This window comes from Pseudomonas fluorescens (assembly GCF_004683905.1).
Classification (GTDB): Bacteria; Pseudomonadota; Gammaproteobacteria; order Pseudomonadales; family Pseudomonadaceae; genus Aquipseudomonas; species Aquipseudomonas putida_A.
Window position 1 is genome coordinate 5,129,368 of record NZ_CP038438.1, and the last position, 23,988, is coordinate 5,153,355.

21 protein-coding genes are annotated in these 23,988 nt (G+C 61.0%); 15 read left to right on the forward strand and 6 right to left on the reverse strand.

Features of this window, described 5'->3' with window-relative positions; genetic code table 11:
- Positions 1-13 precede the first annotated feature (13 nt).
- Positions 14-814, forward strand: coding sequence for a Crp/Fnr family transcriptional regulator (locus E4T63_RS23635; RefSeq protein WP_135296570.1), 801 nt, complete (start codon positions 14-16; stop codon positions 812-814).
- 226 nt (positions 815-1,040) lie between these two features.
- On the opposite strand, the gene E4T63_RS23640 is transcribed toward E4T63_RS23635, so the two are convergent.
- The 4 genes from E4T63_RS23640 to E4T63_RS23655 are packed head-to-tail and all read right to left on the reverse strand — an operon-like array spanning position 1,041 to position 4,586.
- The gene (locus E4T63_RS23640) at positions 1,041-1,892 is read right to left on the reverse strand and encodes a ChaN family lipoprotein (RefSeq protein WP_135296571.1); all 852 of its coding nucleotides are present in this window, start codon (positions 1,890-1,892) and stop codon (positions 1,041-1,043) included.
- Between the two features lie 20 nt (positions 1,893-1,912).
- A complete protein-coding gene (locus E4T63_RS23645) occupies positions 1,913-2,680 on the reverse strand; it encodes a heme ABC transporter ATP-binding protein (RefSeq protein WP_135296572.1) in 768 nt (255 codons plus the stop codon).
- The gene (locus E4T63_RS23650; RefSeq protein ID WP_209318241.1) at positions 2,680-3,663 is read right to left on the reverse strand and encodes a FecCD family ABC transporter permease; all 984 of its coding nucleotides are present in this window, start codon (positions 3,661-3,663) and stop codon (positions 2,680-2,682) included. The genes E4T63_RS23645 and E4T63_RS23650 overlap by 1 nt, the downstream gene beginning before the upstream one ends.
- Positions 3,664-3,713: 50 nt before the next feature.
- Complete coding sequence (locus E4T63_RS23655; protein WP_135296574.1) at positions 3,714-4,586, reverse strand: heme/hemin ABC transporter substrate-binding protein; 873 nt, start codon at positions 4,584-4,586, stop codon at positions 3,714-3,716.
- 162 nt (positions 4,587-4,748) lie between these two features.
- Between E4T63_RS23655 and E4T63_RS23660 the strand changes: the two genes are divergently transcribed.
- Complete coding sequence (locus tag E4T63_RS23660; RefSeq protein ID WP_027614091.1) at positions 4,749-5,066, forward strand: Rieske (2Fe-2S) protein; 318 nt, start codon at positions 4,749-4,751, stop codon at positions 5,064-5,066.
- Here the strand turns inward: E4T63_RS23660 and sfsA are convergent.
- Together sfsA and E4T63_RS23670 are read right to left on the reverse strand one after the other, a co-directional pair.
- Complete coding sequence (gene sfsA, locus E4T63_RS23665) at positions 5,063-5,776, reverse strand: DNA/RNA nuclease SfsA (protein ID WP_135296575.1); 714 nt, start codon at positions 5,774-5,776, stop codon at positions 5,063-5,065. The genes E4T63_RS23660 and sfsA overlap by 4 nt on opposite strands.
- Positions 5,776-6,948 (reverse strand): pyridoxal phosphate-dependent aminotransferase, encoded by a 1,173-nt coding sequence (locus tag E4T63_RS23670; protein WP_135296576.1) that lies wholly within the window; start codon positions 6,946-6,948, stop codon positions 5,776-5,778. The genes sfsA and E4T63_RS23670 overlap by 1 nt, the downstream gene beginning before the upstream one ends.
- A gap of 334 nt (positions 6,949-7,282) precedes the next feature.
- On the opposite strand from E4T63_RS23670, the gene dksA reads away from it, so the two are divergent.
- The 13 genes from dksA (at position 7,283) to E4T63_RS23735 (ending at position 23,878) form a co-directional block, all read left to right on the forward strand.
- Complete coding sequence (dksA, locus tag E4T63_RS23675; RefSeq protein ID WP_007909922.1) at positions 7,283-7,726, forward strand: RNA polymerase-binding protein DksA; 444 nt, start codon at positions 7,283-7,285, stop codon at positions 7,724-7,726.
- 339 nt (positions 7,727-8,065) lie between these two features.
- Positions 8,066-8,962, forward strand: a complete 897-nt coding sequence (gene gluQRS, locus E4T63_RS23680) for a tRNA glutamyl-Q(34) synthetase GluQRS (protein WP_098965640.1) — start codon at positions 8,066-8,068, stop codon at positions 8,960-8,962.
- 77 nt (positions 8,963-9,039) lie between these two features.
- Positions 9,040-9,216, forward strand: coding sequence for a hypothetical protein (locus tag E4T63_RS23685; RefSeq protein WP_003176118.1), 177 nt, complete (start codon positions 9,040-9,042; stop codon positions 9,214-9,216).
- Entirely contained in the window at positions 9,200-12,154 is a 2,955-nt protein-coding gene (locus E4T63_RS23690) for a sensor histidine kinase (RefSeq protein ID WP_027614096.1), read from the forward strand. Before E4T63_RS23685 ends, E4T63_RS23690 begins: the two co-directional genes overlap by 17 nt.
- 22 nt (positions 12,155-12,176) lie before the next feature.
- Positions 12,177-13,613: a sigma-54-dependent transcriptional regulator gene (locus tag E4T63_RS23695; RefSeq protein WP_135296577.1), complete on the forward strand. Its 1,437-nt coding sequence runs from the start codon at positions 12,177-12,179 to the stop codon at positions 13,611-13,613.
- A gap of 723 nt (positions 13,614-14,336) precedes the next feature.
- The gene (locus E4T63_RS23700) at positions 14,337-15,737 is read left to right on the forward strand and encodes a polynucleotide adenylyltransferase PcnB (RefSeq protein WP_007963895.1); all 1,401 of its coding nucleotides are present in this window, start codon (positions 14,337-14,339) and stop codon (positions 15,735-15,737) included.
- A 3-nt stretch (positions 15,738-15,740) separates the two neighbouring features.
- Entirely contained in the window at positions 15,741-16,226 is a 486-nt protein-coding gene (gene folK, locus E4T63_RS23705; protein WP_135296578.1) for a 2-amino-4-hydroxy-6-hydroxymethyldihydropteridine diphosphokinase, read from the forward strand.
- A gap of 397 nt (positions 16,227-16,623) precedes the next feature.
- Positions 16,624-17,424 (forward strand): 3-methyl-2-oxobutanoate hydroxymethyltransferase, encoded by an 801-nt coding sequence (gene panB / locus E4T63_RS23710; protein ID WP_135296579.1) that lies wholly within the window; start codon positions 16,624-16,626, stop codon positions 17,422-17,424.
- The gene (gene panC / locus E4T63_RS23715; RefSeq protein WP_135296580.1) at positions 17,421-18,281 is read left to right on the forward strand and encodes a pantoate--beta-alanine ligase; all 861 of its coding nucleotides are present in this window, start codon (positions 17,421-17,423) and stop codon (positions 18,279-18,281) included. Before panB ends, panC begins: the two co-directional genes overlap by 4 nt.
- Positions 18,282-18,479: 198 nt before the next feature.
- Entirely contained in the window at positions 18,480-18,860 is a 381-nt protein-coding gene (panD, locus tag E4T63_RS23720; protein ID WP_003228271.1) for an aspartate 1-decarboxylase, read from the forward strand.
- Positions 18,861-19,090: 230 nt separating this feature from the next.
- Complete coding sequence (gene pgi / locus E4T63_RS23725; protein WP_027614102.1) at positions 19,091-20,755, forward strand: glucose-6-phosphate isomerase; 1,665 nt, start codon at positions 19,091-19,093, stop codon at positions 20,753-20,755.
- Between the two features lie 262 nt (positions 20,756-21,017).
- Complete coding sequence (gene acs / locus E4T63_RS23730; RefSeq protein WP_135296581.1) at positions 21,018-22,955, forward strand: acetate--CoA ligase; 1,938 nt, start codon at positions 21,018-21,020, stop codon at positions 22,953-22,955.
- A 50-nt stretch (positions 22,956-23,005) separates the two neighbouring features.
- On the forward strand, positions 23,006-23,878 hold the full coding sequence (locus E4T63_RS23735) for an oxygenase MpaB family protein (protein WP_135296582.1): 873 nt from the start codon (positions 23,006-23,008) through the stop codon (positions 23,876-23,878).
- The last annotated feature ends 110 nt before the right edge of the window (positions 23,879-23,988 follow it).

The following is a 23,988-nucleotide window of genomic DNA, read 5'->3' on the forward strand; positions in this document are numbered from 1 at the left end:
GGCACTGACTGCCATGTATCTGCTCGGAGAACAATCGGCACCGGTCGATGCACTGATCAATCGTTTGCAGAGCTTGCCCGCGCGCTGGCTGGAAGGCCTTGCGCCGTGCGGGCCAGCCTTTGAGCCAGAAATCTCTGACGACCTGATGGAGCAGCTCCCACACGATCAGCTGTTTCTGCTGACAGAAGGCGTGATCCACGGCTATATCGGCGGTCGTGCGCTGTTTTACTCGCAGGAAGGCGATCTGATCGGTCTACAGCAAGGTGACGCCTGGGCCGATTGCCGACTGCGCAGCGACGGGCCATTGCGCTTGCTGCCCTATCGGCGAACCGATTTGTTCCAGCATTTGTACGCCGAGCCGGGCCGGGCCGAGCAATGGCTTGAGTATCTGCTGGGGCAGATGGCGCTGCTGGCACACGCGGTGGCCGAACTGAAGCCACGGGAGTTTCGCAGCACCAATGGCTTCAAACGGGTCGAGAGTGGTGAGGTGTTGATCCGGCAGGGCGATGCCGCTGATCACGTCTTCGTGATCATCGAGGGGCATGCCGAAGCGTTTGTTGATGGACACAAGGTCGGCGACGTACCCAAGGACGAGATTTTCGGCGCCATGGCGGTGTTCACCGGTGAACCGCGCAATGCCACTGTCATCGCTCGCGAGCCAAGCACGGTGATGCTGATTCCAGGCGAACAGTTTCTGAGCATGACCCGTAACAATCCGAAGATTGCCCACAGCCTGATTGAGAGCATGGCCAGGCGCATCGGCCAGCTTAATCAGCAGATCACGCAACTGAGTGCGATCAAGGCTGCGCGTTAAGCCCCCTGTTTCCGGGACATTCCGGCCATTTGCACGACTAAATCACGCGAATGGAAAAACAGTGGTTGACTCGCTAATGAGAATCGCTATGATTATCACAACTGGTCGCGAGATCAGTCGATATTCTGAAAAGCCCTTGGTTCGGACTCTCAGATTATCTCCTCATCAGGCTAATCACGGTTATTTGACCCGGTTTTTACCGGGTCTTTTTTTGCCTGTGAAAAAGTCATTGCCCGAACTGTTTGCGCATCTGTGCGCAGTAATCCTGCGCGGGCGTGGCCGGGGTGTACCAGACGTAATCGGTCATCGCCGCAGTCACCTCGGCGCCCTGCTCGGCCAGCATCAGCACCGTTGGCGCTTGGGCTGCGCCCAGATCCAGAACATGCAGCGGCACGCCAGCATCCTTGCGCGCATGCCAGGCACCCGCCAGCAGCAAGGCTGGCATCGGCGCTGCCAGCAAACGTTCGGCCATGCGTCGATCGCGCTGTTGCTGAACCGCGAGCATCGCCGGCATCTGTGATTTGGGCAGCAAGCCGCAATGTGAATCGCTGATCTGCTCAAACAGCCTGGCTTTCACCGAGGCCGCATTGCTGCGGACACCGCTCAGGGCGGGCGACTGGCGATAGACAGCGCGGATTTCACTGTCGTCCAGATTGGCCGCCAACAGCGGATAGGGTTGCGTGAGGGCAAACCGAACGATCGGTCCATAGAGAGTCCAGTCCCAGCCATCCTGCCAGGCCAACGCGGCGGGAAGATCAGTAGGGAGCGCTGCTGCATGGCGAACCTGGTCAACGTTCGGCTGTTGCTTCGGCGTGAGCATTTCCAGCAGCAGACTGCCCTGAGGACGCTGCTCCCCAAGTGCCTGCAACAGCCACAACTGCGCGGCGTGGTGATCGGCGTTGTCATGCTGCTCGCCGATGATGAGCAGTTGCGGCCCCGACAGACGCGTCAGCAGTTCCTGTGCCGTCAGCATCTGGCCGCTGTGCAGATCACGAATTTCGCCACTGATTGGCGGGGGCGGGGCAACATGCTGACACCCTGCAAGCAGCAACACCGCTAACAACCACATCCCGCGCATACCATCACCTCGATGAGAAATCAGCGGGCGATGATCAGCGGATGCCCGCGCTCCGGGTGCGGTTGCACCAAAACCTCAAGGCCGAACACGGCCTTGAGCGTATCCGGTCGCAAGACTTGCTGCGGCGTATCCAGCGCCACCGGGCGCCCGCCTTCGAGCAGCAACACCCGATCACAATAGCGCGCCGCGAGATTCAGATCATGCAGGATGACCAGCACCGCCGCGCCACGATCGGCAAACTCGCGCACCGCCTGCAACGTGGTGTGTTGATGCAAGGGATCGAGCATCGAGGTCGGCTCATCCAGCAACAGGGTTTGTCCGGCCTGCCCTGGCCATAGCTGCGCCAGCACCCGCGCCAGATGGACACGCTGGCGCTCGCCACCCGACAACGCCAGATAACTGCGCCCGCTCAGATGCCCGGCATCCGCAGCGGCCAGCGCTGCCGCAACGATCTCGTCGTCGCGCGCCCGACCGCTCTGATAAGGCAGACGGCCCATGCCGACCACTTCTTCCACGCGAAAGGCAAAATCCAGCGTCGACACCTGCGGCAACACCGCCAGGCGCTGAGCGCGTTGCGTACCTGTCCAGTGACTCAGCACCTTGTCGTCGAGCAACACCTCACCGTCACTGGCCGTCAGCTCACCGCACAAGGTACCGAGCAAGGTGCTTTTGCCGGCACCGTTCGGTCCGAGCACACCCAACACCTCACCGGGTTCAAGCTGCAGGGTGACGTCGCTGAGGACGGTCTTGCGTCCGCGACGGATGTGCAGATTGTGCGCACGCAGCATCAGGCACGACCTCGCAGCAACAGGTAGAGGAAGAACGGCGCGCCGATAAACGCCGTGACGATACCGATCGGCAACTCCGCCGGCGCCAGCGCCAGCCGCGCCACCAGATCCGCCAGCAACAACAGGCTCGCACCCGCCAGTACCGACGCTGGCAGCAACACCCGGTGATCGGGCCCGGCCAATAAACGCACCAGATGGGGCACCACCAGCCCGACGAAACCGATCATCCCGGCTGCCGCTACCGCCGCGCCAACACCCAACGCCGTGCAGAACACCAATTCACGTTTGAGCCGTTCGACATCAATCCCCAGGTGCCCGGCTTCGGACTCCCCGAGCAGCAACGCATTCAGCGCCTTGGCACGCCGCGGCAACCACAGCGCGACGCCAGTGCTGATAATCAGCAACGGCCACAAACGCGCGTAACTGGCGCCATTGAGGCTGCCCAGATTCCAGAAAGTCAGCGTACGCAAAGTCGCGTCATCCGCCAGATAGGTGAACAGCCCCACCGCCGAGCTTGCCAATGCCGTCAGGGCGATCCCGGCCAGCAGCATGGTCGCGACGTTAGTCTGGCCGTTGCGCCGACCGAGCCGATAGACCAGCGCCGTCACCCCCAGTCCACCGAGAAACGCGCACGCCGACAACAGGTACGGCCCGAACCACTCCGGCAAACCGCCAAAAAATGACCCGCCGACAATCGCCACCGCCGCACCCAGCGCTGCCCCACTGGAAACCCCGACCAACCCGGGATCGGCCAGCGGATTGCGAAACAAGCCCTGCATCGCCACACCCGACAGTGCCAGCACACCGCCGACGGCCAGACCGAGCAAGGTGCGCGGCAGACGGATCTGCCCGAGGATCAGCTCAGCCTGCTCCAGCCCATCCGGCGCCAGCGGCACGCCGAGCATGCGCAGAGCCGCGCGTAACGTATCGAACAGCGGCAGACTCACCGGCCCCAACGCCAACGACAGCCAGATGGCCAGCAAACACAGAAGCGCCAGGCCGATAAACAGGCTTCGTGGTTTGACCAATACGGTCATTGGCCGCTCGCGGTCGGGTAGAAGCCGTCAGACAAATCCTTCAGTGCCGCCGGTAAACGCGGCCCGAGCCCGCCGACCAGCAGCGTCGGATCCAGCTCCAGCACCCGCCCGGCCTTGGCCGCACGACTTGAATTGAGAATGGGGTTTTCCTTGAACAGCGCGGCTTTCGCCGCCTCGCCGCTCAACGCGCGATCAGCAAACACCAGCACCTCAGGATCGAGCCCGGCCAGCGACTCCACGGAGAACGGTTTGTAACCGGTATGCGTCGCCAGGTTATGTCCGCCGGCCCGTTGCAGCAGCCAGTCGGCGGCAGTGTCCTTGCCGGCAATCAATGGCTTGCCGCCGGCATGCCCGATCAGCACCAGCACACCGGGCGCTTTATGTTTGGTCTGCAACTCGGCGACTCGGGCTTTCTGCGCGGTTAGCTGCTGTTGATAACTTTCCAGCAACTGCGCCGCCTGGGCTTGCGCGCCGAGCAACTGCCCGAGATGCGTGATGTTTTTTTCCAGGTTCGGCAGATCCGGCTGCGCCGAGAACAGTTCGACATGTACCTTGGCATTTTTCACTTGAGCGATAACCGGTGGCGGGCCCATTTCTTCGGTGCCAATGAGGATGTCCGGGCGCAGACTGAGAATGCCTTCTGCCGAGAGACTGCGTTGATAGCCGATGCTGGGCAGCTTCTTCAGCGATTGCGGATGCTGGCTGGTGGTGTCGACGCCGACCAGTTTAGATTCGCCGCCCAACACGCTCACCCACTCCGATAGCGCGCCACCGGCACTGACCCAACGTTGTGGCAAATCGGCAGCTGTCGCCTGAAGGCTGGCGAGCAGTCCGACACACAGCACGGCAACGCGGGTAATCAGGCGCATACGCAGCTTTCCTTGAAAAGTTTTCCCGGGCAGCGAACCTGCGGGCCAAGTATCCTTGACGGCGGTTGCGCGCAGTGGGCGAAGGCGGCCATTTGATAATTGTTTGCATTTAAACGTCAAGCTCGGACATTTCCTGAAACGAGCAGACATTTGAGGATAGCCATGAAGTTTTTGTGCGCCGGCGCCGATCTCGCTGAGGCCGGCAGCCGCGGTTTCGACATCGACGGCAACAAACTGTTTGCCGTGCGCCGCAATGGTCAGGCCTATGTTTATCTCAACCGTTGCCCGCATCGCGGCGTCGGTCTGGAATGGCACCCCGACCAGTTTCTCGACCCGAGCAACAGCCTGATCCAGTGCGCCACCCACGGCGCACTGTTTCTGATCGAGGACGGCGAATGCGTCGCCGGGCCCTGCGCCGGGCAATCCCTGACCGCCATCCCCTGCCGCGAAGACGCACAGGGGCTGTGGATAGATGTTTAACCGCTGAGCAAAACGTCCAGCCGCCGGTCGATCACCATCTCTTCGTGGTTCAAGCGCACACCGTAGGCCAACACCTCGACCCCGCACGCCACCGCTTCACGCAGGGCATCCGCGTACGCCGAATCGATTTCTTCGGCCGGTCGCACCGCTTCAATCCCGCTGAGATTGACGCAATACAACTGCACCGCACGAATACCGTCACGGGCCAGATGCGCCAGCTCACGCAGATGCTTGGCGCCGCGCTGGGTAACTGCGTCGGGAAAGGCCGCGACATTCGTCCCGTCGAACCCCAAAGTGACACTCTTCACTTCCACATAAGCCGGCCCGCTCGGGTATTCAAGGCGGAAATCGATACGGCTTTTTTCCTGACCGTATGCCACTTCGCGTTTAAGCGCCGTGAAGCCGTTCAACTCGCTGATGACACCGGCCTGCAGCGCCTCTTCAACGAGGGCGTTGGCGCGGCCGGTGTTCACGCAGAACAGTCGACCCTGCGGTGTTTCCCCGATTTCCCAAGTGCCGGGCAGTTTGCGCTTCGGGTCGTTTGAGCGACTGAACCACACTTGCCCGCCTTCGACCTGGCAGTTGAGCATCGAGCCGGTGTTCGGGCAGTGCAGGGTCAACAACTCGCCATTGACCGTTTCAACGTCCGCCAGAAAACGTTTGTAGCGACGAATCAGCCGCGCCTCTTCCAGAGCCGGATAAAAGCGCATCAGCCTTGCCAGCTCTTCAAACCGCGAGCGATACGTTCCACCGCTTCCTGTAAGCGAGGGAGGTTTTGCGTGTAAGCAAAACGCACATGGTGACTGGCCTGATAACGCCCGAAGTCCAGCCCTGGAGTAAAGGCAACATGCTCGGTTTCTAGGAAATGTCGACAGAACGCGAAGGCATCACCGCCGAACTGACTGATATCTGCATACAAGTAGAACGCACCTTCAGGCTCGACGGCGATATTGAAACCCAATTCGCGCAACGCCGGCAGCAGGAAGTCGCGGCGGCGGCCAAATTCGGCGCGGCGCTCTTCGAGAATGCTGATGGTGTCCGGCTCGAAGCAGGCCAAAGCGGCGTACTGCGCCATGCTCGGGGCGCTGATGTAGAGGTTTTGTGCGAGTTTTTCCAGCTCACTGACGGCCGCATCCGGCGCCACCAGCCAGCCGAGCCGCCAACCGGTCATGCCGAAATATTTGGAGAAACTATTGAGGACAAAGGCACTGTCATCCACTTCCAGCACGCTGGCGGCATCGGTGCCATAAGTCAGGCCGTGGTAGATTTCGTCCACCACCAGATGCCCGTGCCGCGCCTTGATCGCGGTGGATAACCCGGCCAGTTCATCGCGGGTCAGGATGGTACCGGTGGGGTTGGCTGGCGATGCCACCAACGCACCAACGCTGTCGTGATCCCAATGCCGCGCCACCAGATCCGGGGTCAGTTGGTAACGCACCTCCGGCCCGACCGGCACCAGTTGCGCCGCGCCTTCGACCAGTCGCAGAAAGTGCCGGTTGCACGGGTAGCCCGGATCCGCCAGCAGCCAGTGTTTGCCCGGATCGACCAGCAAGGCACTGGCCAGCAATAGCGCACCGGAGCCACCCGGCGTGATCAGGATCCGCCGCGGATCAATGTTCAGGCCGTAACGCGATTGATAGAACCCGGAAATCGCCTCGCGCAGCTCGGGAATTCCGCGCGCGGCGGTGTAGCGGGTCTTGCCCGCCGTCAGCGCAGCCTGCCCGGCACGGATGATCGGCTCGGCCGTGGTGAAGTCCGGCTCGCCGATTTCCAGGTGGATCACGTCGTGACCTTCGGCCTGCAGTTCGTTGGCCCGCGCCAGCAGCGCCATCACATGGAACGGTTCGATCGCACGACTGCGCGCACTGTAAGGCTGAGCCATTGGTTTTCCTTCGACGGGGAAAAAGAGACGATTCTACCCATCTGCCGGAACGAGCGAGAACCCATCGCGGTCACAGCCTCAAGAACGCTGGACTGTAACGATATGAGCGTACGCTCCAGGATTGACTAAAATCAGTGATTGAACAGGCTTTCAACAGCGCCAGACACGGCTTGCCAAACATCTGCAAGCGCCACCCGCCGGGGCCTCGACATCCGGGAGTAGCGCGGGCCGAATTGATCTGGTAAGTTCGCCCGCTTGCAGCCGCAGGGCCGGCAGGTGTCGGTGATGGAGCAATCCTGCGCAATGGATTACAAGAGTAGAGGCGGTCCATTTCATGCCCACCCAAGCAAAGCAACAGCAGCAAACGGCGATCAGTGGCTTCGAACCCTATGTTCAGGCCAAAGACGAAGAGTACATGGGCAAGCCCATGCGCGCGCACTTCACCAAGATCCTGACCAAGTGGAAACTGGACTTGATGCAGGAAGTCGACCGCACTGTTGATCACATGAAGGACGAAGCAGCCAACTTCCCCGACCCGGCCGACCGTGCCAGTCAGGAAGAAGAGTTCGCCCTCGAACTGCGCGCCCGTGATCGCGAGCGCAAGCTGATCAAGAAGATCGACAAGACACTGCAGTTGATCGAAGACGGTGAATACGGTTGGTGCGATTCCTGCGGCATCGAGATCGGCGTCAAGCGCCTCGAAGCCCGTCCTACCGCCGACATGTGCGTCGACTGCAAGAACCTCGCTGAAATCAAGGAAAAGCAGGTCGGCAAGTAATCTCGACCTGAACGAAAAACGGAGCGTGCGAACGCTCCGTTTTTGTTTCTGCCTTTTGCCTTTGCCCTTTTGCCTTGCTTTTGTGGGAGGGGGCTTGCTCCCGAATGCGGCCGGCCATTCAACATCCAGGTTGTCTGAACTGACGCTTTCGCGAGCAAGCCCGCTCCCACAGGGGTAATGTTTCTACCTTTTGCCCTGTTTGCGCTTTTGGTGGGAGGGGGCTTGCTCCCGAATTCGGTGTGTCATTCAACATCAAAGATGTCTGAGCCGACGCTTTCGCGAGCAAGCCCGCTCCCACAGGGGTAATCTGCGCGAATCCTGAAAAGTTATATTGTCCAAATGACTGCCAAAACCGCCCCCGCCTACATCGGCCGCTTCGCCCCCACCCCCAGTGGCCACCTGCACTTCGGCTCGCTGGTTGCCGCCCTCGCCTCTTACCTCGACGCGCGCGCGGTCGGCGGGCGCTGGCTGGTGCGCATGGAAGATCTCGATCCGCCCCGGGAAGAGCCCGGCGCGCAGGCGGCGATTCTCAAGGCGCTGGAAAGCTACGGTTTCGAATGGGACGGCGAAATGGTGCGCCAGAGTGACCGGCACGACGCCTACGCCGAAGTCCTCAACAGTCTGTTCAATCACGGCCTGGCCTACGCCTGCACCTGTTCGCGCAAGCAGCTGGAGCCGTATCACGGCATTTACCCGGGCTTGTGCCGCAATGCCGGCCATGAGCAGCAAGACGCGGCGATCCGCCTGCGCGTGCCGGAACTGGAATACCACTTCATCGACCGCGTGCAGGGCGAGTTCCGCCAGCATCTGGGGCGCGACGTCGGCGATTTCGTGATTCGCCGCCGCGACGGCCTCTACGCCTATCAACTGGCCGTGGTGCTGGATGACGCCTGGCAAGGCATCACCGACATCGTACGCGGTGCCGACCTGCTCGATTCCACGCCGCGCCAGCTCTACCTGCAAGAACTGTTGGGCCTGCGTCAGCCGCGCTATCTGCACTTGCCATTGATCACGCAGCCGGACGGCAACAAACTCGGCAAATCCTACCGTTCGCCGCCGCTTGAGGCGGATCAGGCCACTCCTTTGCTGCTGCGGGCCCTGCGAGCGCTGGGACAAAACCCCGGTGCCGAACTGGCCCATGCCACACCCGAGGAATTGCTCAAATGGGGCGCAGCCCACTGGGATGCGACAAAGATCCCGCGCACACTGACCCTGCCCGAAGCGCAACTGCAATGACGACACTTGCAGTGGCGCGCCCATCCGTTACCATCGCCGCACGTTTTCGGGCACGCGCATAAAAAAGAGAGGCCGGGATGTACATCTATCGCTTGGTCCTGCTTCTGGTCGTGGGAATCTATCTGTTTTCGCCAGCCATCATGGATTGGTGGATCGACGCCACGGGCGCCTGGTATCGGCCGTATCTGCTCTGGTTGATCCTGATTGTCGTGACCTTCATCCTGCAGAGCCAAAAAGATGCCGATGAGCTTTAGCCTGACCCAGATGATCCTGGTCAGCGCCGCGTACCTGACGGTGCTGTTCGGCGTCGCCTGGATCAGCGAACGGGGCATGATCCCGCGAGCGATCATTCGCCACCCGCTGACCTACACCCTGTCGCTGGGGGTCTACGCCAGTGCGTGGGCGTTTTACGGCACCGTGGGCCTGGCCTATCAGTACGGCTACGGCTTTCTCTCCAGTTACCTCGGGGTGTCCGGCGCGTTTCTGCTGGCGCCGGTGCTGCTGTATCCGATCCTGAAAATCACCCGCACCTATCAACTGTCGTCGCTGGCGGATCTGTTCGCCTTCCGCTTCCGCAGTACCTGGGCCGGCGCACTGACCACGATCTTCATGCTGATCGGCGTACTGCCGCTGCTGGCGTTGCAGATTCAGGCGGTGGCCGACTCCATCGGCATCCTCACCGGCGAGCCGATCCAGAGCCGCGTCGCGCTGGCGTTCTGTGCGCTGATCATTCTGTTCACGATCTTCTTCGGCTCCCGGCATATCGCCACCCGCGAGAAACACGAAGGGCTGGTGTTCGCGATTGCCTTCGAATCGGTGATCAAACTGATAGCCCTCGGCGGCGTCGGCCTCTATGCGCTGTACGGCGTGTTCGACGGCCCGCAACAGCTTGAACTGTGGCTGCTGCAAAACCAGACCGCCCTCGCCGCGTTGCACACGCCGCTGCAGGAAGGGCCGTGGCGCACGCTGTTGCTGGTGTTTTTCGCCTCGGCGATCGTGATGCCGCACATGTACCACATGACCTTCACCGAAAACCTCAACCCGCGCTCGCTGGTCAGTGCCAGTTGGGGCCTGCCGCTGTTCCTGTTGCTGATGAGTCTGGCGGTGCCGTTGATTCTCTGGGCCGGCCTGAAGCTCGGCGCCACCACCGATCCGGAATACTTCACCCTCGGCATCGGCATTGCCGCCAACAGCAAACCGCTGGCCTTGCTGGCGTACGTCGGCGGATTGTCAGCGGCCAGTGGCTTGATCATTGTCACCACCCTGGCACTGTCGGGCATGGCGCTGAACCATCTGGTGCTGCCGCTCTATCAGCCGCCGGCCGAAGGCAATATCTATCGCTGGCTGAAGTGGACCCGCCGGGCGCTGATCGTTGCGATCATCATGGCCGGTTTCTGCTTTTACCTGATGCTCGGCGCCGGACAGGACCTGGCCAACCTCGGCATCGTCGCCTTCGTTGCAACCTTGCAATTCCTGCCCGGCGTGCTCTCGGTGCTGTACTGGCCGACCGCCAACCGTCGCGGCTTTATCGCCGGCTTGCTGGCGGGGATACTGGTGTGGGTGGTGACCATGCTGTTGCCGCTGGTCGGCAACCTGCAGGGTTTCTACATTCCACTGCTGAACATGATCTACGTGCTGGACGACACCAGCTGGCACATGGCGGCGATCGCCTCGCTGGCGGCCAACGTGCTGATGTTCACCCTGATCTCGCTGTTCACCAACGCCAGCCCCGAAGAAGCCAGCGCCGCCGAAGCCTGCGCGGTGGATAACGTGCGTCGCCCGCAACGCCGCGAACTGCATGCCGCTTCGCCCCAGGAGTTCGCCACGCAACTGGCCAAACCGCTAGGCGCCAAGGCGGCGCAGAAAGAAGTCGAGCAGGCCCTGCGCGACCTCTATCTGCCGTTCGACGAACGCCGTCCTTATGCCTTGCGCCGCTTGCGCGACCGCATCGAAGCCAACCTCTCCGGCCTGATGGGCCCGAGCGTGGCGCAGGACATGGTCGAAACCTTCCTGCCGTACAAGGCTGGCGGCGAGAACTACGTAACCGAAGACATCCACTTCATCGAAAGCCGCCTCGAGGACTACCACTCGCGCCTCACCGGGCTGGCCGCCGAGCTTGACGCCTTGCGCCGCTACCACCGCCAGACCCTGCAGGAACTGCCAATGGGCGTCTGCTCGCTGGCCAAGGATCAAGAGATCCTGATGTGGAACAAGGCCATGGAAGAACTCACCGGCATCGCTGCGCAACGGGTGGTGGGTTCGCGCCTGAGCACCATCGCCAATCCGTGGAAGCAATTGCTGCAAGGCTTCATCAACCTGCCCGATGAACATTTGCACAAACAGCACCTGGCCCTCGACGGCCAGACCCGCTGGCTCAATCTGCACAAAGCAGCGATCGATGAACCGTTGGCCCCGGGCAACAGCGGCCTGGTGCTGCTAGTGGAAGACCTGACCGAAACCCAAATGCTTGAAGACAAACTGGTGCACTCCGAGCGTCTGGCGAGCATCGGCCGACTGGCGGCGGGTGTGGCCCATGAAATCGGCAACCCGATCACCGGCATCGCCTGTCTGGCGCAGAACCTGCGCGAAGAGCGTGAAGAAGATGGCGAACTGACGGAAATCAGCGGGCAGATTCTCGAACAGACCAAGCGCGTGTCGCGCATTGTGCAGTCGCTAATGAGCTTCGCCCACGCCGGCAGCCACCAGCACAGCGACGAACCCGTCTGTCTGGCCGAAGTCGCGCAGGATGCAATTGGCCTGCTGGCGCTGAACCGGCGCAACTTCGAAGTGCAGTTCTACAACCTGTGCGACCCCGATCACTGGGTCGAAGGCGATCCGCAGCGCCTCGCCCAGGTGCTGATCAATCTGCTCTCCAATGCCCGCGACGCCTCGCCGCCGCACAGTGCCGTACGGGTCAAGAGTGAAGCCGGCGAACACACGGTCGATCTGATCGTCGAAGACGAAGGCAGTGGTATTCCGCAGAACATCATGGACCGATTGTTCGAACCTTTCTTCACCACCAAGGATCCGGGTGAAGGTACCGGTCTGGGCCTTGCACTGGTCTATTCCATCGTTGAAGAGCATTATGGACAAATCACCATCGACAGCCCGGCTGATGTACAAAGCCAGCGCGGCACCCGTATCCGGGTGACCTTACCGCGTCATGTCGAAGCGACGTCCGCTGTGAACTGAGACCGTCGAGAGTATCGAATCAATGCCGCACATTTTGATCGTCGAAGACGAAACCATTATCCGCTCCGCCTTGCGCCGCCTGCTGGAACGTAACCAGTATCAGGTCAGCGAAGCCGGTTCTGTGCAGGAAGCACAAGAACGCTTCAGTATTCCCACATTCGATCTGATCGTCAGCGACCTGCGCCTGCCTGGCGCCCCCGGCACGGAGCTGATCAAGCTTGGCCAGGGCAAACCGGTGCTGATCATGACCAGCTACGCCAGCCTGCGCTCGGCGGTCGACTCGATGAAGATGGGCGCGGTGGACTACATCGCCAAGCCTTTCGATCACGATGAAATGCTTCAGGCGGTCGCGCGAATCCTGCGTGATCACCAGTCGGCGCCTGCCGCCGGCGAAGTGCCTGCCGGCAAAGCAGCCAATGGCAGCGGCAAGTCGTCTGTCGACAACAGCAACGGCGAGATCGGCATCATTGGCTCGTGCCCGCCGATGCAGGATCTGTACAGCAAGATCCGCAAGGTCGCACCGACCGATTCCAATGTCCTGATCCAGGGCGAGTCCGGCACCGGTAAAGAGCTGGTGGCCCGCGCCCTGCACAACCTGTCCAAGCGTGCCAAGGCACCGATGATTTCGGTGAACTGCGCAGCCATCCCGGAAAGCCTGATCGAGTCCGAACTGTTCGGCCACGAAAAAGGCGCGTTCACTGGCGCCAGCGCCGGTCGCGCCGGTCTGGTGGAAGCGGCGGACGGCGGCACGCTGTTCCTCGACGAGATCGGCGAACTGCCGCTGGAAGCCCAGGCCCGCCTGCTGCGCGTGCTGCAGGAAGGCGAGATTCGCCGTGTGGGTTCGGTGCAGTCGCAAAAAGTCGATGTGCGCTTGATCGCCGCGACCCACCGCGACCTCAAGAGCCTGGCGAAAATCGGCCAGTTCCGTGAAGACCTGTATTACCGCCTGCACGTGATTGCCCTGAAATTGCCGGCCCTGCGTGAACGTGGCGCCGACGTCAACGAAATCGCCACCGCGTTCCTCGCTCGCCAGAGTGCGCGCATCAACCGTACCGACCTGAAATTTGCCGCCGACGCCGAACAGGCCATCCGGCACTATTCCTGGCCGGGTAACGTGCGCGAGCTGGAAAACGCAGTCGAGCGCGCAGTGATCCTGAGCGAAAGCCCGGAAATCTCTGCCGATTTGCTGGGCATCGACATCGAGTTGAGCGATCTGGAAGACGACGAGTTCATCGGCTTGCCTGCGCAAACCGCAGGTAACACCAGCAACAGCAGCCATGAGCCGACCGAAGACCTGTCGCTGGAAGATTACTTCCAGCACTTCGTTCTTGAGCATCAGGACCACATGACCGAGACCGAACTGGCGCGCAAACTGGGCGTCAGCCGCAAGTGCCTGTGGGAACGCCGTCAGCGCCTGGGCATTCCACGGCGCAAGACCGGGGTCGCCAGCGAGAGCTGAACGTTACCTGTCGAGTGTGCGGGTAACGCTTGAGGATGTGAAAAAACTGTTACCTCAGTCCTTTCACGTAACAGAAGCCGGGGTTATCGGTAACGAAACCCCGGCTTTTTTTCGCCCCGAGAAAACCGTTATATCGACCTAACCCCTTGTTTTATTGGACTTCGCAAAAGTTGGCACGGCACCTGCTATATGTTTGGTACAAGAACAATAACAAGCAATGCACAAGACAATAAAAATAAGACGAATCGACTCACGCACAATAAAAACAAGACGGCGAGAGGCGCAGCTAACTGATTCTTTTGGAGAGGCGTTGTATTTGGGGCTAGCCCCACGACCAGGCCGAGAACAACAAAAACTGTCCTAAGACAGAGCCTGTACTGGTTGGATCGCAAGATCACTGCAACACAGCGACCAAAGCAATCCGTTTGCTCTTGGCTCCCGATTGGGAGGGTCATGAAGGAAAAGCTTCATGGCGAGGGCACTCAACAAAAACAAGAAGCCCGAATCAATAATAAAAAGAGCACGCAACTACTTCTGGGGGAGCTTCGGCTCCCCTTGTAGTTTCTTCCCCCCCGCAAAAACCCGCCCCCAAAGCCTTTAGCCTGCGACTTACAGCGCAAATCCGCTGCGTCCTACACCATCCCCCGACTAAATGCTAGAATCTGCGCCCATCATGCGGTCATTCTTTGGTATGGCCGAACATTCCTTCAAACAGTGCATCCCATGCTGAAGAAGCTGTTCCAGTCATTCCGAACTCCCGTGCGTCGTACGCAACACATCCGCAGCACCCCTGAAGTGCTCAACAGCGGCCAACATTCGCTGCAGAAGGGGCAATTCAGCCGCTATGCGGTCAATATCGTCGAACGCTTGCAGGGCGCCGGCTACCAGGCCTATCTGGTCGGTGGTTGCGTGCGTGACATGCTGTTGGGCATCACGCCCAAGGACTTCGACGTCGCCACCAGCGCCACCCCCGAGCAAGTCCGTGCCGAATTCCGCAATGCGCGGATCATCGGTCGCCGCTTCAAACTGGTGCATATCCATTTCGGTCGCGAAATCATTGAAGTCGCGACCTTCCGCGCCAATCACCCGGTCAATGAAGACGACGAGGACAGCAACCAGTCTTCGCGCAACGAGAGCGGGCGGATTCTGCGCGACAACGTCTACGGCACCCTGGAAGAAGACGCGCAACGCCGCGACTTCACCATCAACGCCCTGTATTACGATCCGGTCAGCGAGCGCATTCTCGATTACGCCAACGGTGTACACGACATCCGCAATCACCTGATCCGCCTGATCGGCGATCCGAAGCAGCGTTACCAGGAAGACCCGGTGCGCATGCTGCGTGCCGTGCGTTTCGCCGCCAAGCTGAATTTCGGCATCGAAAAACACACCGTGCAGCCGATCCGCGAACTGGCGCCGATGCTGCGCGAGATCCCGTCGGCCCGCCTGTTCGAGGAAGTGCTCAAGCTGTTCCTCTCCGGCCATGGCGCGATCACGTTCGAGATGCTGGTCGATCTGCAACTGTTCGCCCCGCTGTTCCCGGCCAGTGCCGACGCACTGGAGCACAACCCGGAATACACCCACACGCTGATCAGCGAAGCGCTGACCAACACCGACCTGCGCATCAAGCAGAACAAACCGGTGACCCCGGCGTTCCTGTTTGCCGCCCTGCTCTGGCCTGCCCTGCCGGCCCGCGTGTTGCGTCTGCAAGAGCGTGGCATGCCGCCGATTCCGGCGATGCAGGAAGGTGCGCACGAGCTGATCGCCGAGCAGTGCCAGCGCATCGCCATTCCAAAGCGCTTCACCATGCCGATCCGCGAAATCTGGGACATGCAGGAACGCTTGCCACGCCGCAGCGGCAAACGCGCCGACCTGCTGCTGGACAATCCACGCTTCCGCGCCGGTTACGACTTCCTGCTGCTGCGTGAAAGCGCTGGCGAGCAGACCGATGGCCTGGGCGAATGGTGGACGGATTATCAGGACGCCAACGACAGCGAGCGTCGCGAGATGATTCGCGAACTCAGCGGCAAGGGTGATGACGCCAGCGGCGCGCCGCGCAAACGTCGCCGCAGCAGCGGTTCCAAGCGCAAGCGCGCCGGAGCTCCGAGCGCCTCGGGCGAATAAGGCATGGAACGCATCTATATCGGCCTGGGCAGCAACCTCGCTGACCCGGCCGAACAATTGCGCAGCGCGCTCAACGCGCTGGGGCAATTGCCGCAGACTTCCCTTGCTGGTGTTTCGGCGTTCTATCAGAGCGATTCACTGCTGCCAGGGCAACCGCGTTACACCAACGCGGTCGCCGCCCTCGACAGTGATCTCGCGCCGCTCGATCTGCTCGATGCGCTGCAAGCGATCGAAAACGATCAGGGTCGCGAGCGTCTGGAACGTTGGGGGCCGCGTACGCTGGATCTGGATATCCTGCTGTTCGGCGATCGGCTTATCGACGAGGCACGCCTGAAAGTCCCGCATTATCAGATTCAGGAACGGGCGTTCGTTCTGTATCCGCTGGCCGAACTGGCTCCCGAGGATCTGCGCCTGGCCGATGGCCGCGCGCTGTCCGATCTGCTCGCCGCCTGCCCGTTCGTAGGCTTGGAACGCCTCCCGACAGATTGATTACAATCCCCTGTGGGAGCGGGCTTGCTCGCGAAAGCGTCGTGTCAGTCACTCAATCAGTCAACTGACACAGCGCTTTCGCGAGCAAGCCCGCTCCCACATCGAGTATTCCAATTCTGATTTTTTGTCGGACAAAAAAACCGCCAATCAGCCCCGCCGCGCCGCTGAATCGCATCAGTAACGCCGGTAACACTCCCCTCGTAACAATGCGGTAACACACGCAATTGACTTCCGCTTGGCTCCTCACGACTATAGGCGTCCCGCTGCCGCCAACCCGGCACATACGGGCGCAATCCAGGCCTTATAAGCACGACAAAAGAGCGTGCGCCTGAGTAGACGAAGAATCACGCGCGTTACTCGCAGTAGTTTCCAGAGCGCCTGAACGAGGATTTTTTACATGCCAGCCATCACCCTGACCACGCTCCAGAGCCTCAAGCAGAAAGGTGAAAAGATCACCATGCTGACCTGCTATGACGCGACCTTCGCCCACGCCTGCAACGAGGCCGGTGTCGAAGTGCTGCTGGTGGGCGACTCCCTCGGCATGGTTCTGCAAGGGCACGACAGCACCTTGCCGGTGACCATCGCAGAAATGGCCTACCACACCGCGTGCGTCAAACGCGGCAACACCGACGCCCTGATCCTGGCCGACCTGCCGTTCATGGCCAACGCCACTATCGAACAAACCCTGACCAACAGCGCCACGCTGATGCAGGCCGGCGCGCACATGATCAAGGTCGAAGGTGCGCTGTGGCTGGCGGAGTCGATCCGCCTGCTGGCCGAGCGCGGTGTGCCGGTCTGCGCGCACATGGGCCTGACCCCACAAGCGGTGAACATTCTTGGCGGCTATAAAGTGCAGGGCCGCAACGAGAACCAGGCGCGGCAGATGCGTGCCGACGCGATCTCGCTGGAACAGGCTGGCGCAGCCATGCTGCTGCTCGAATGCGTGCCGAGCGAACTGGCCGCCGAAATCAGCCAGGCCGTGAAGATTCCGGTCATCGGCATCGGCGCCGGTAGCGATACCGACGGCCAGGTACTGGTGCTGCACGACATGCTCGGCCTGTCGATCACCGGTCGCGTGCCGAAATTCGTGAAGAACTTCATGAACGGCCAAGACAGCATCCAGTCAGCATTGAAGGCTTATGTTAATGAAGTCAAAGGCGTCACGTTCCCTGGGATCGAACACGGATTCTCTGCATGAACACCGTTAAAACCGTACGCGAACTGCGCGCCGCCGTGGCCCGCGCCCGCAGTGAAGGCAAGCGCATCGGCTTCGTGCCGACCATGGGCAACCTGCACAGCGGCCATGTCGCGCTGATCACCAAAGCCACCCAGCGCGTGGACTTCGTGGTCGCGAGCATTTTCGTCAACCCGCTGCAGTTCGGCGCCGGCGAAGACCTCGACAAGTACCCGCGCACCCTGGCGGCGGATCAGGAAAAGCTGCTGCAAGCCGGCTGCCACTTGCTGTTCGCCCCGACCGTCGAAGAGATGTACCCCGACGGCATGGCCGGGCAGACCCGGGTCAGCGTGCCGCAACTGTCCGAAGGCCTGTGCGGCGCTAGCCGTCCGGGGCACTTCGAGGGCGTGGCGACGGTGGTCAGCAAGCTGTTCAACATGGTTCAGCCGGATCTGGCGATCTTCGGCCAGAAGGACTTCCAGCAGCTGGCGGTGATCCGCGCGCTGGTGCATGACCTGAACATGCCAATCCAGATCATCGGCGAACCCACCGTGCGTGCGGCCGACGGCCTGGCGCTGTCGTCGCGTAATGGCTTCCTCAGCGAAGATCAACGTGCCGTGGCCCCGGTGGTCTATCGCACCCTGAGCGCGATTGCCGAGTCGATCAAACAAGGCGAGCGTGATTTTCCGGCGCTGATCGCAGCCCAGGTGCAACAGCTGGAAGCCGCCGGCCTGCGTCCGGATTACCTGGAAATCCGTCATGCCCTGACCTTGCGTCCGGCGACGGCAGAAGACCGCGATCTGGTGATTCTGGTGGCGGCGTTCCTCGGCACCACGCGGTTGATCGACAACCTGCACCTGAACCTCGATAGCCCAGTCTAAAAACACCGCAATACCCCTGTGGGAGCGGGCTTGCTCGCGAATGCGGTGCATCATTCAGCAGATAGGTTGACTGACACACCGCATTCGCGAGCAAGCCCGCTCCCACATTGGTTTCTGGTGTCCACACAGACCATATTGCCGCCCCCAAAGCCTTCGGGCACACTGCCCGCCGTTTGCTTCCAACCCGGGAAATCCCTCATGCACGCCATCATGCTCAAGGCCAAGCTGCACCGCGCCGAAGTCACTCATGCGGTACTCGATTACGAAGGTTCCTGCGCCATTGATGGCGAGTGGCTGGACTTGTCCGGCATCCGTGAGTACGAGCAGATCCAGATCTATAACGTCGACAATGGCGAGCGTTTCACCACCTACGCGATTCGTGGCGAAGAGGGTTCGCGGATGATTTCGGTGAATGGCGCAGCCGCGCATAAAGCCAAGGTCGGCGACCGCGTGATCATTTGCGCCTACGCCCATTACAGCGAAGCGGAACTGCTGAATTTCAAGCCGCGCATGCTGTACATGGCCCCGGGCAACGAGCTCAGCCACACCAGCAACGCCATTCCGGTTCAGGTGGCCTGAGCCGCTTCGACGCGCCACTCCCCTTCCGTTGGTCGGCCAGTTCCCGGTATTGATGTTAAAAAAGTACAGGGAACAGGTCAGAAGAAGTCAAGACAGATCGCAGCGCGAGGTTTACTGTATTCGCCCTGCGTTGAAAAATCGTGTCGACGCATTTGACCCTCGCCCAAACATGGCGTATCGGTCTGTTCTGTGTTCAAAAGGCCGTTCAAGTAAAAAGGAAAACCGCAGCGATGGCGTACTACCGCACTCCTCATGACGTTACCGCTCTGCCTGCCTGGCAAGCGTTGAAAGATCACCGCCAAGCCATGCAGGATTTCAGCATGCGCGAAGCCTTCAACGCCGATCCGCAGCGCTTCAATCAATTCACGCTCAGCAGCTGCGGACTGTTTCTCGATTATTCGAAGAACCTGATCAACGCCGAGACCCGCAACCTGCTGGTGGGTCTGGCCAATGAAGTCGATCTGAAAGGCGCGATCAAAGCGCTGTTCGACGGCGAAATCGTCAACGCCTCCGAAGGCCGCCCGGCGCTGCACACAGCCCTGCGCCGTCCGGTCGGCGACAAGCTGTCGGTCAACGGCGTCAACGTGATGCCGGAAGTGCACAAGGTGCTGAACCAGATCACGGATCTGGTCGGCCGCATCCACGACGGTCTGTGGCGTGGTTACACCGAGAAGCCGATCACTGACGTGGTCAACATCGGCATCGGTGGCTCGTTCCTCGGCCCGGAGCTGGTCTCCGAAGCGCTGTTGTCCTACGCGCAGAAAGGCGTGCGTTGCCACTACCTGGCGAACATCGACGGCAGTGAGTTCCACGAACTGACGCAAAAGTTGCGCGCCGAAACCACACTGTTCATCGTTTCGTCGAAATCCTTCAACACCCTCGAAACCCTGAAGAACGCTCAGGCCGCACGCGCCTGGTATCTGGCTCAGGGCGGTTCCGAAGCCGAGCTGTATCGTCACTTCATCGCGGTATCGAGCAACAACGCTGCTGCAGTCGCGTTCGGTATCCGTGAAGAAAACATCTTCCCGATGTGGGACTGGGTCGGCGGTCGTTACTCGCTGTGGTCGGCCATCGGTCTGCCGATTGCCCTGGCCATCGGCATGTCCAACTTCAAGGAACTGCTGTCCGGTGCCTACACCATGGACCAGCATTTCCAGAGCGCCCCGTTCGAGCAGAACATGCCGGTGCTGCTGGCCCTGCTCGGCGTGTGGTACGGCAACTTCTGGGGCGCGCAAAGCCACGCGATCCTGCCGTACGACCACTACCTGCGTAACATCACCAAGCACTTGCAACAGCTGGACATGGAATCCAACGGCAAGAGCGTGCGTCAGGACGGCACCTCGGTGTCGACCGATACCGGCCCGGTGATCTGGGGTGGCGTCGGCTGCAACGGTCAACACGCGTATCACCAGTTGCTGCACCAGGGCACCCAACTGATCCCGGCCGATTTCATCGTGCCGATCGTCAGCTTCAACCCGGTCTCCGATCACCATCAGTGGCTGTACGCCAACTGCCTGTCGCAGAGCCAGGCGCTGATGCTCGGCAAGACCCTGCCGGAAGCCGAAGCCGAACTGCGCGAAAAAGGCATGAGCGAAGAACAGGTGCACAAACTCGCGCCGCACAAGGTGATCCCGGGCAACCGTCCGAGCAACACCATTGTGGTCGAGCGCATCAGCCCGCGTCGTCTGGGTGCGCTGGTCGCCATGTATGAACACAAAGTGTTCGTGCAGAGCGTGGTCTGGGGCATCAACGCCTTCGACCAGTGGGGCGTGGAACTGGGCAAGGAATTGGGCAAAGGTGTTTACAACCGTCTGGTCGGCAGCGATGAAACCGTCGCTGACGATGCTTCTACCCAAGGCCTGATCAACTACTTCCGCGGTCGTCACCGCGGGTGATTTGATAGTGCGGCCCACAGGTTTTGGTTCCCCGGATCCTGTGGGCAAAAAATCCCTTGTAGGAGTGAGCCTGCTCGCGATCGCGGGGTGTCAATCAGCATTGATGTTGAATGACACACCGCGATCGCGAGCAGGCTCACTCCTACAGTTGTTTTAGGGTGTATTCAAAATCAGGCTCAAACATCAGATTCCTGATGCGGCTTGAACCCTTGGCCCTCTCGGCGCATCTTTATTCTTCGCACAACAAGAATAAGGAACCGTCATGTTCGATATCAGCACGTTCCCCAAAGCCGATGCCGTCCGCCGGGCTGCGCAGTTGAGTCAGGACGACTATAAGCGTCTGTACCGCGAATCCATTGAACACCCCAGCGCCTTCTGGGCCGAACAGGCCACCCGCTTCCTCGACTGGAGCACACCGTGGCAGACCGTTCAGCGTTACGACCTGAAAACCGGTGAAGCGTCCTGGTTTGCCGGCGGTCAACTGAACGTCAGTTACAACTGCATCGACCGTCACCTCGCCCAGCGCGGCGAGCAGACTGCGATCCTCTGGGAAGGTGACGACCCGGCCGAATCAGCGCAGATCACCTACAAAAAACTTCACCATCACGTCTGCCGTCTGGCCAATGTGCTGAAAAGCCGTGGGGTGAAAAAAGGTGATCGGGTGTGCATCTACATGCCGATGATCCCCGAGGCGGCCTACGCCATGCTCGCCTGCGCGCGGATCGGCGCGATTCACTCGGTGGTGTTCGGCGGCTTCTCCCCGGACTCATTGCGTGACCGCATTCTCGACGCCGACTGCCGCACGGTGATCACCGCCGATGAAGGCGTACGCGGCGGCAAGTTCGTGCCACTCAAGCACAACGTCGACAAGGCCCTGCAAAGTTGCCCGGACGTCAGCACCGTCGTCGTAGTCGAACGCAGCCAAGGCCAGGTCGATTGGGTCGAGGGCCGTGATCTCTGGTATCACCAGGCCGTACGTGACGTCAGCGACGATTGCCCGCCAGAACCGATGGACGCCGAAGATCCGCTGTTCATCCTTTACACCTCCGGCAGCACCGGCAAACCCAAGGGCGTGCTGCACACCACCGGCGGCTACCTGCTGCAAGCGGCGATGACCTTCAAATACGTGCTCGATTACCGCGATGGCGAAGTGTTCTGGTGCACCGCCGACGTCGGCTGGGTGACCGGCCACAGCTACATCGTCTACGGCCCGCTGGCCAACGGCGCGACCACCCTGATCTTCGAAGGCGTGCCAAGTTATCCGAGCACCTCGCGCTTTTGGCAGGTGATCGACAAACACAAAGTGAACATCTTCTACACCGCACCGACCGCCCTGCGTGCGCTGATGCGCGAAGGTGCCGAACCGTTGAAGAAAACGTCGCGCGCCAGCCTCAGATTACTCGGCAGCGTCGGTGAGCCGATCAACCCGGAAGCGTGGGAATGGTACTTCAACGTGGTCGGCGAGCAGCGCTGCCCGATTGTCGATACCTGGTGGCAGACCGAAACCGGCGGGATCATGCTCAGCCCGTTGGTCAGTGCACAACGCATAAAACCGGGTTGCGCCACGCAGCCGATGTTCGGCGTGCAACCGGTGCTGCTCGATGAGCACGGCAAGGAGATCAAAGGCGCCGGCAGCGGCGTGCTGGCGATCAAATCCAGCTGGCCGGCGCAGATCCGCAGCGTCTACGGCGACCCGCAACGGATGGTCGACACCTACTTCAAGCCCTACCCCGGCTACTACTTCACCGGTGACGGCGCACGCCGCGACGAGGACGGCGACTACTGGATCACCGGACGCATCGATGACGTGATCAACGTCTCCGGCCACCGCATCGGCACCGCCGAAGTGGAAAGCGCGCTGGTGCTGCACGACAGCATCGCCGAGGCGGCCGTGGTCGGTTACCCGCACGACGTCAAAGGCCAGGGCATCTACGCCTTCGTCACCCCCATGAACGGCGTCGAACCGAGCGATGAGCTGAAGAAAGAATTGCTCGCCCACGTCAGCAAGGAAATCGGCAGCTTCGCCAAACCGGACCTGATCCAGTGGGCGCCGGCCTTGCCGAAAACCCGCTCAGGCAAGATCATGCGGCGGATCCTGCGCAAGATCGCCTGCAACGAACTCGACAGCCTCGGCGACACGTCGACCCTGGCCGATCCGAGCGTGGTCCAGGGCCTGATCGACAAGCGCCTGAATCAGTAACATCTCCGGCGCGGCCAACCGCCCGCGCCCTCCACCACCAATGAGTTGTCATGGAATTCATCCGCAGCCGTATCGAAAACCAACTCATGAGCCTGACCGGTCTGTCCCTCGGTCAGCTCGATCTGGAAAATCCCAAGGGCGATCCCGGGCTGTTCGGCCCGGACTCGATCAGTTGGCAAGTGCACGGCGATTTCAGCAGCATGCTGATCGGCGGCATCAGCGCGTTGTTGCTGCAAGCCCTGCATCCGCTGGCGCTGGCCGGGGTCTGGGATCATTCGAATTTTCGTCAGGACATGCTCGGACGTTTGCGCCGCACCAGTCAGTTTGTCTCCGGCACCACCTTCGGCTCACGCCGCGACGCCGAATGGCTGATCGACAAGGTGCGCACCATTCACCTGCAAGTGGTCGGCACTGCGCCGGATGGCCGGCCGTATGCGGCCAGCGATCCGGACCTGTTGACCTGGGTGCATGTGGCCGAGGTCAGCCATTTTCTTGCGGCACATTTGCGTTACCGCAATCCGCAATTGTCGGCGGCGGATCAGGATCGTTACTACGCGGAAATCGCCGTGGTCGCCGAGCGCCTGGGTGCGCGGGATGTGCCGAAATCGCGGCAAGCCGTGGCCGACTATCTGCAACGCATGCGTCCGCAATTGCTCTGTGATGAGCGCAGCCGCGAAGTTCTGCGCCTGCTGCTCGACGCGCCAGCCCCGAGCGTGCTGGCCCGGCCGTTTGGTGACCTGATGATGAAGGCCGGCATCGATCTGTTGCCGGACTGGGCCAGCGCCATGTTCGGCATACGGCAGAACCCGCTGCAACGCCAGTTGATCCGAGCCAGCGTGAAGCGCAGTGCGCCGATGCTGCGCTGGGCGATGCGCAACGGTTCGGTGCAGCGCGCCAAACGCCGAATGGGAATTCTGACCTGAAAAGCATCGCGAGCAGGCTCACTCCTACAGGGACCTTCCTGCGCAACACTGATCCCTTGTAGGAGTGAGCCTGCTCGCGATGGAAGCACCTCGGTTGCCCGCCAAACTGC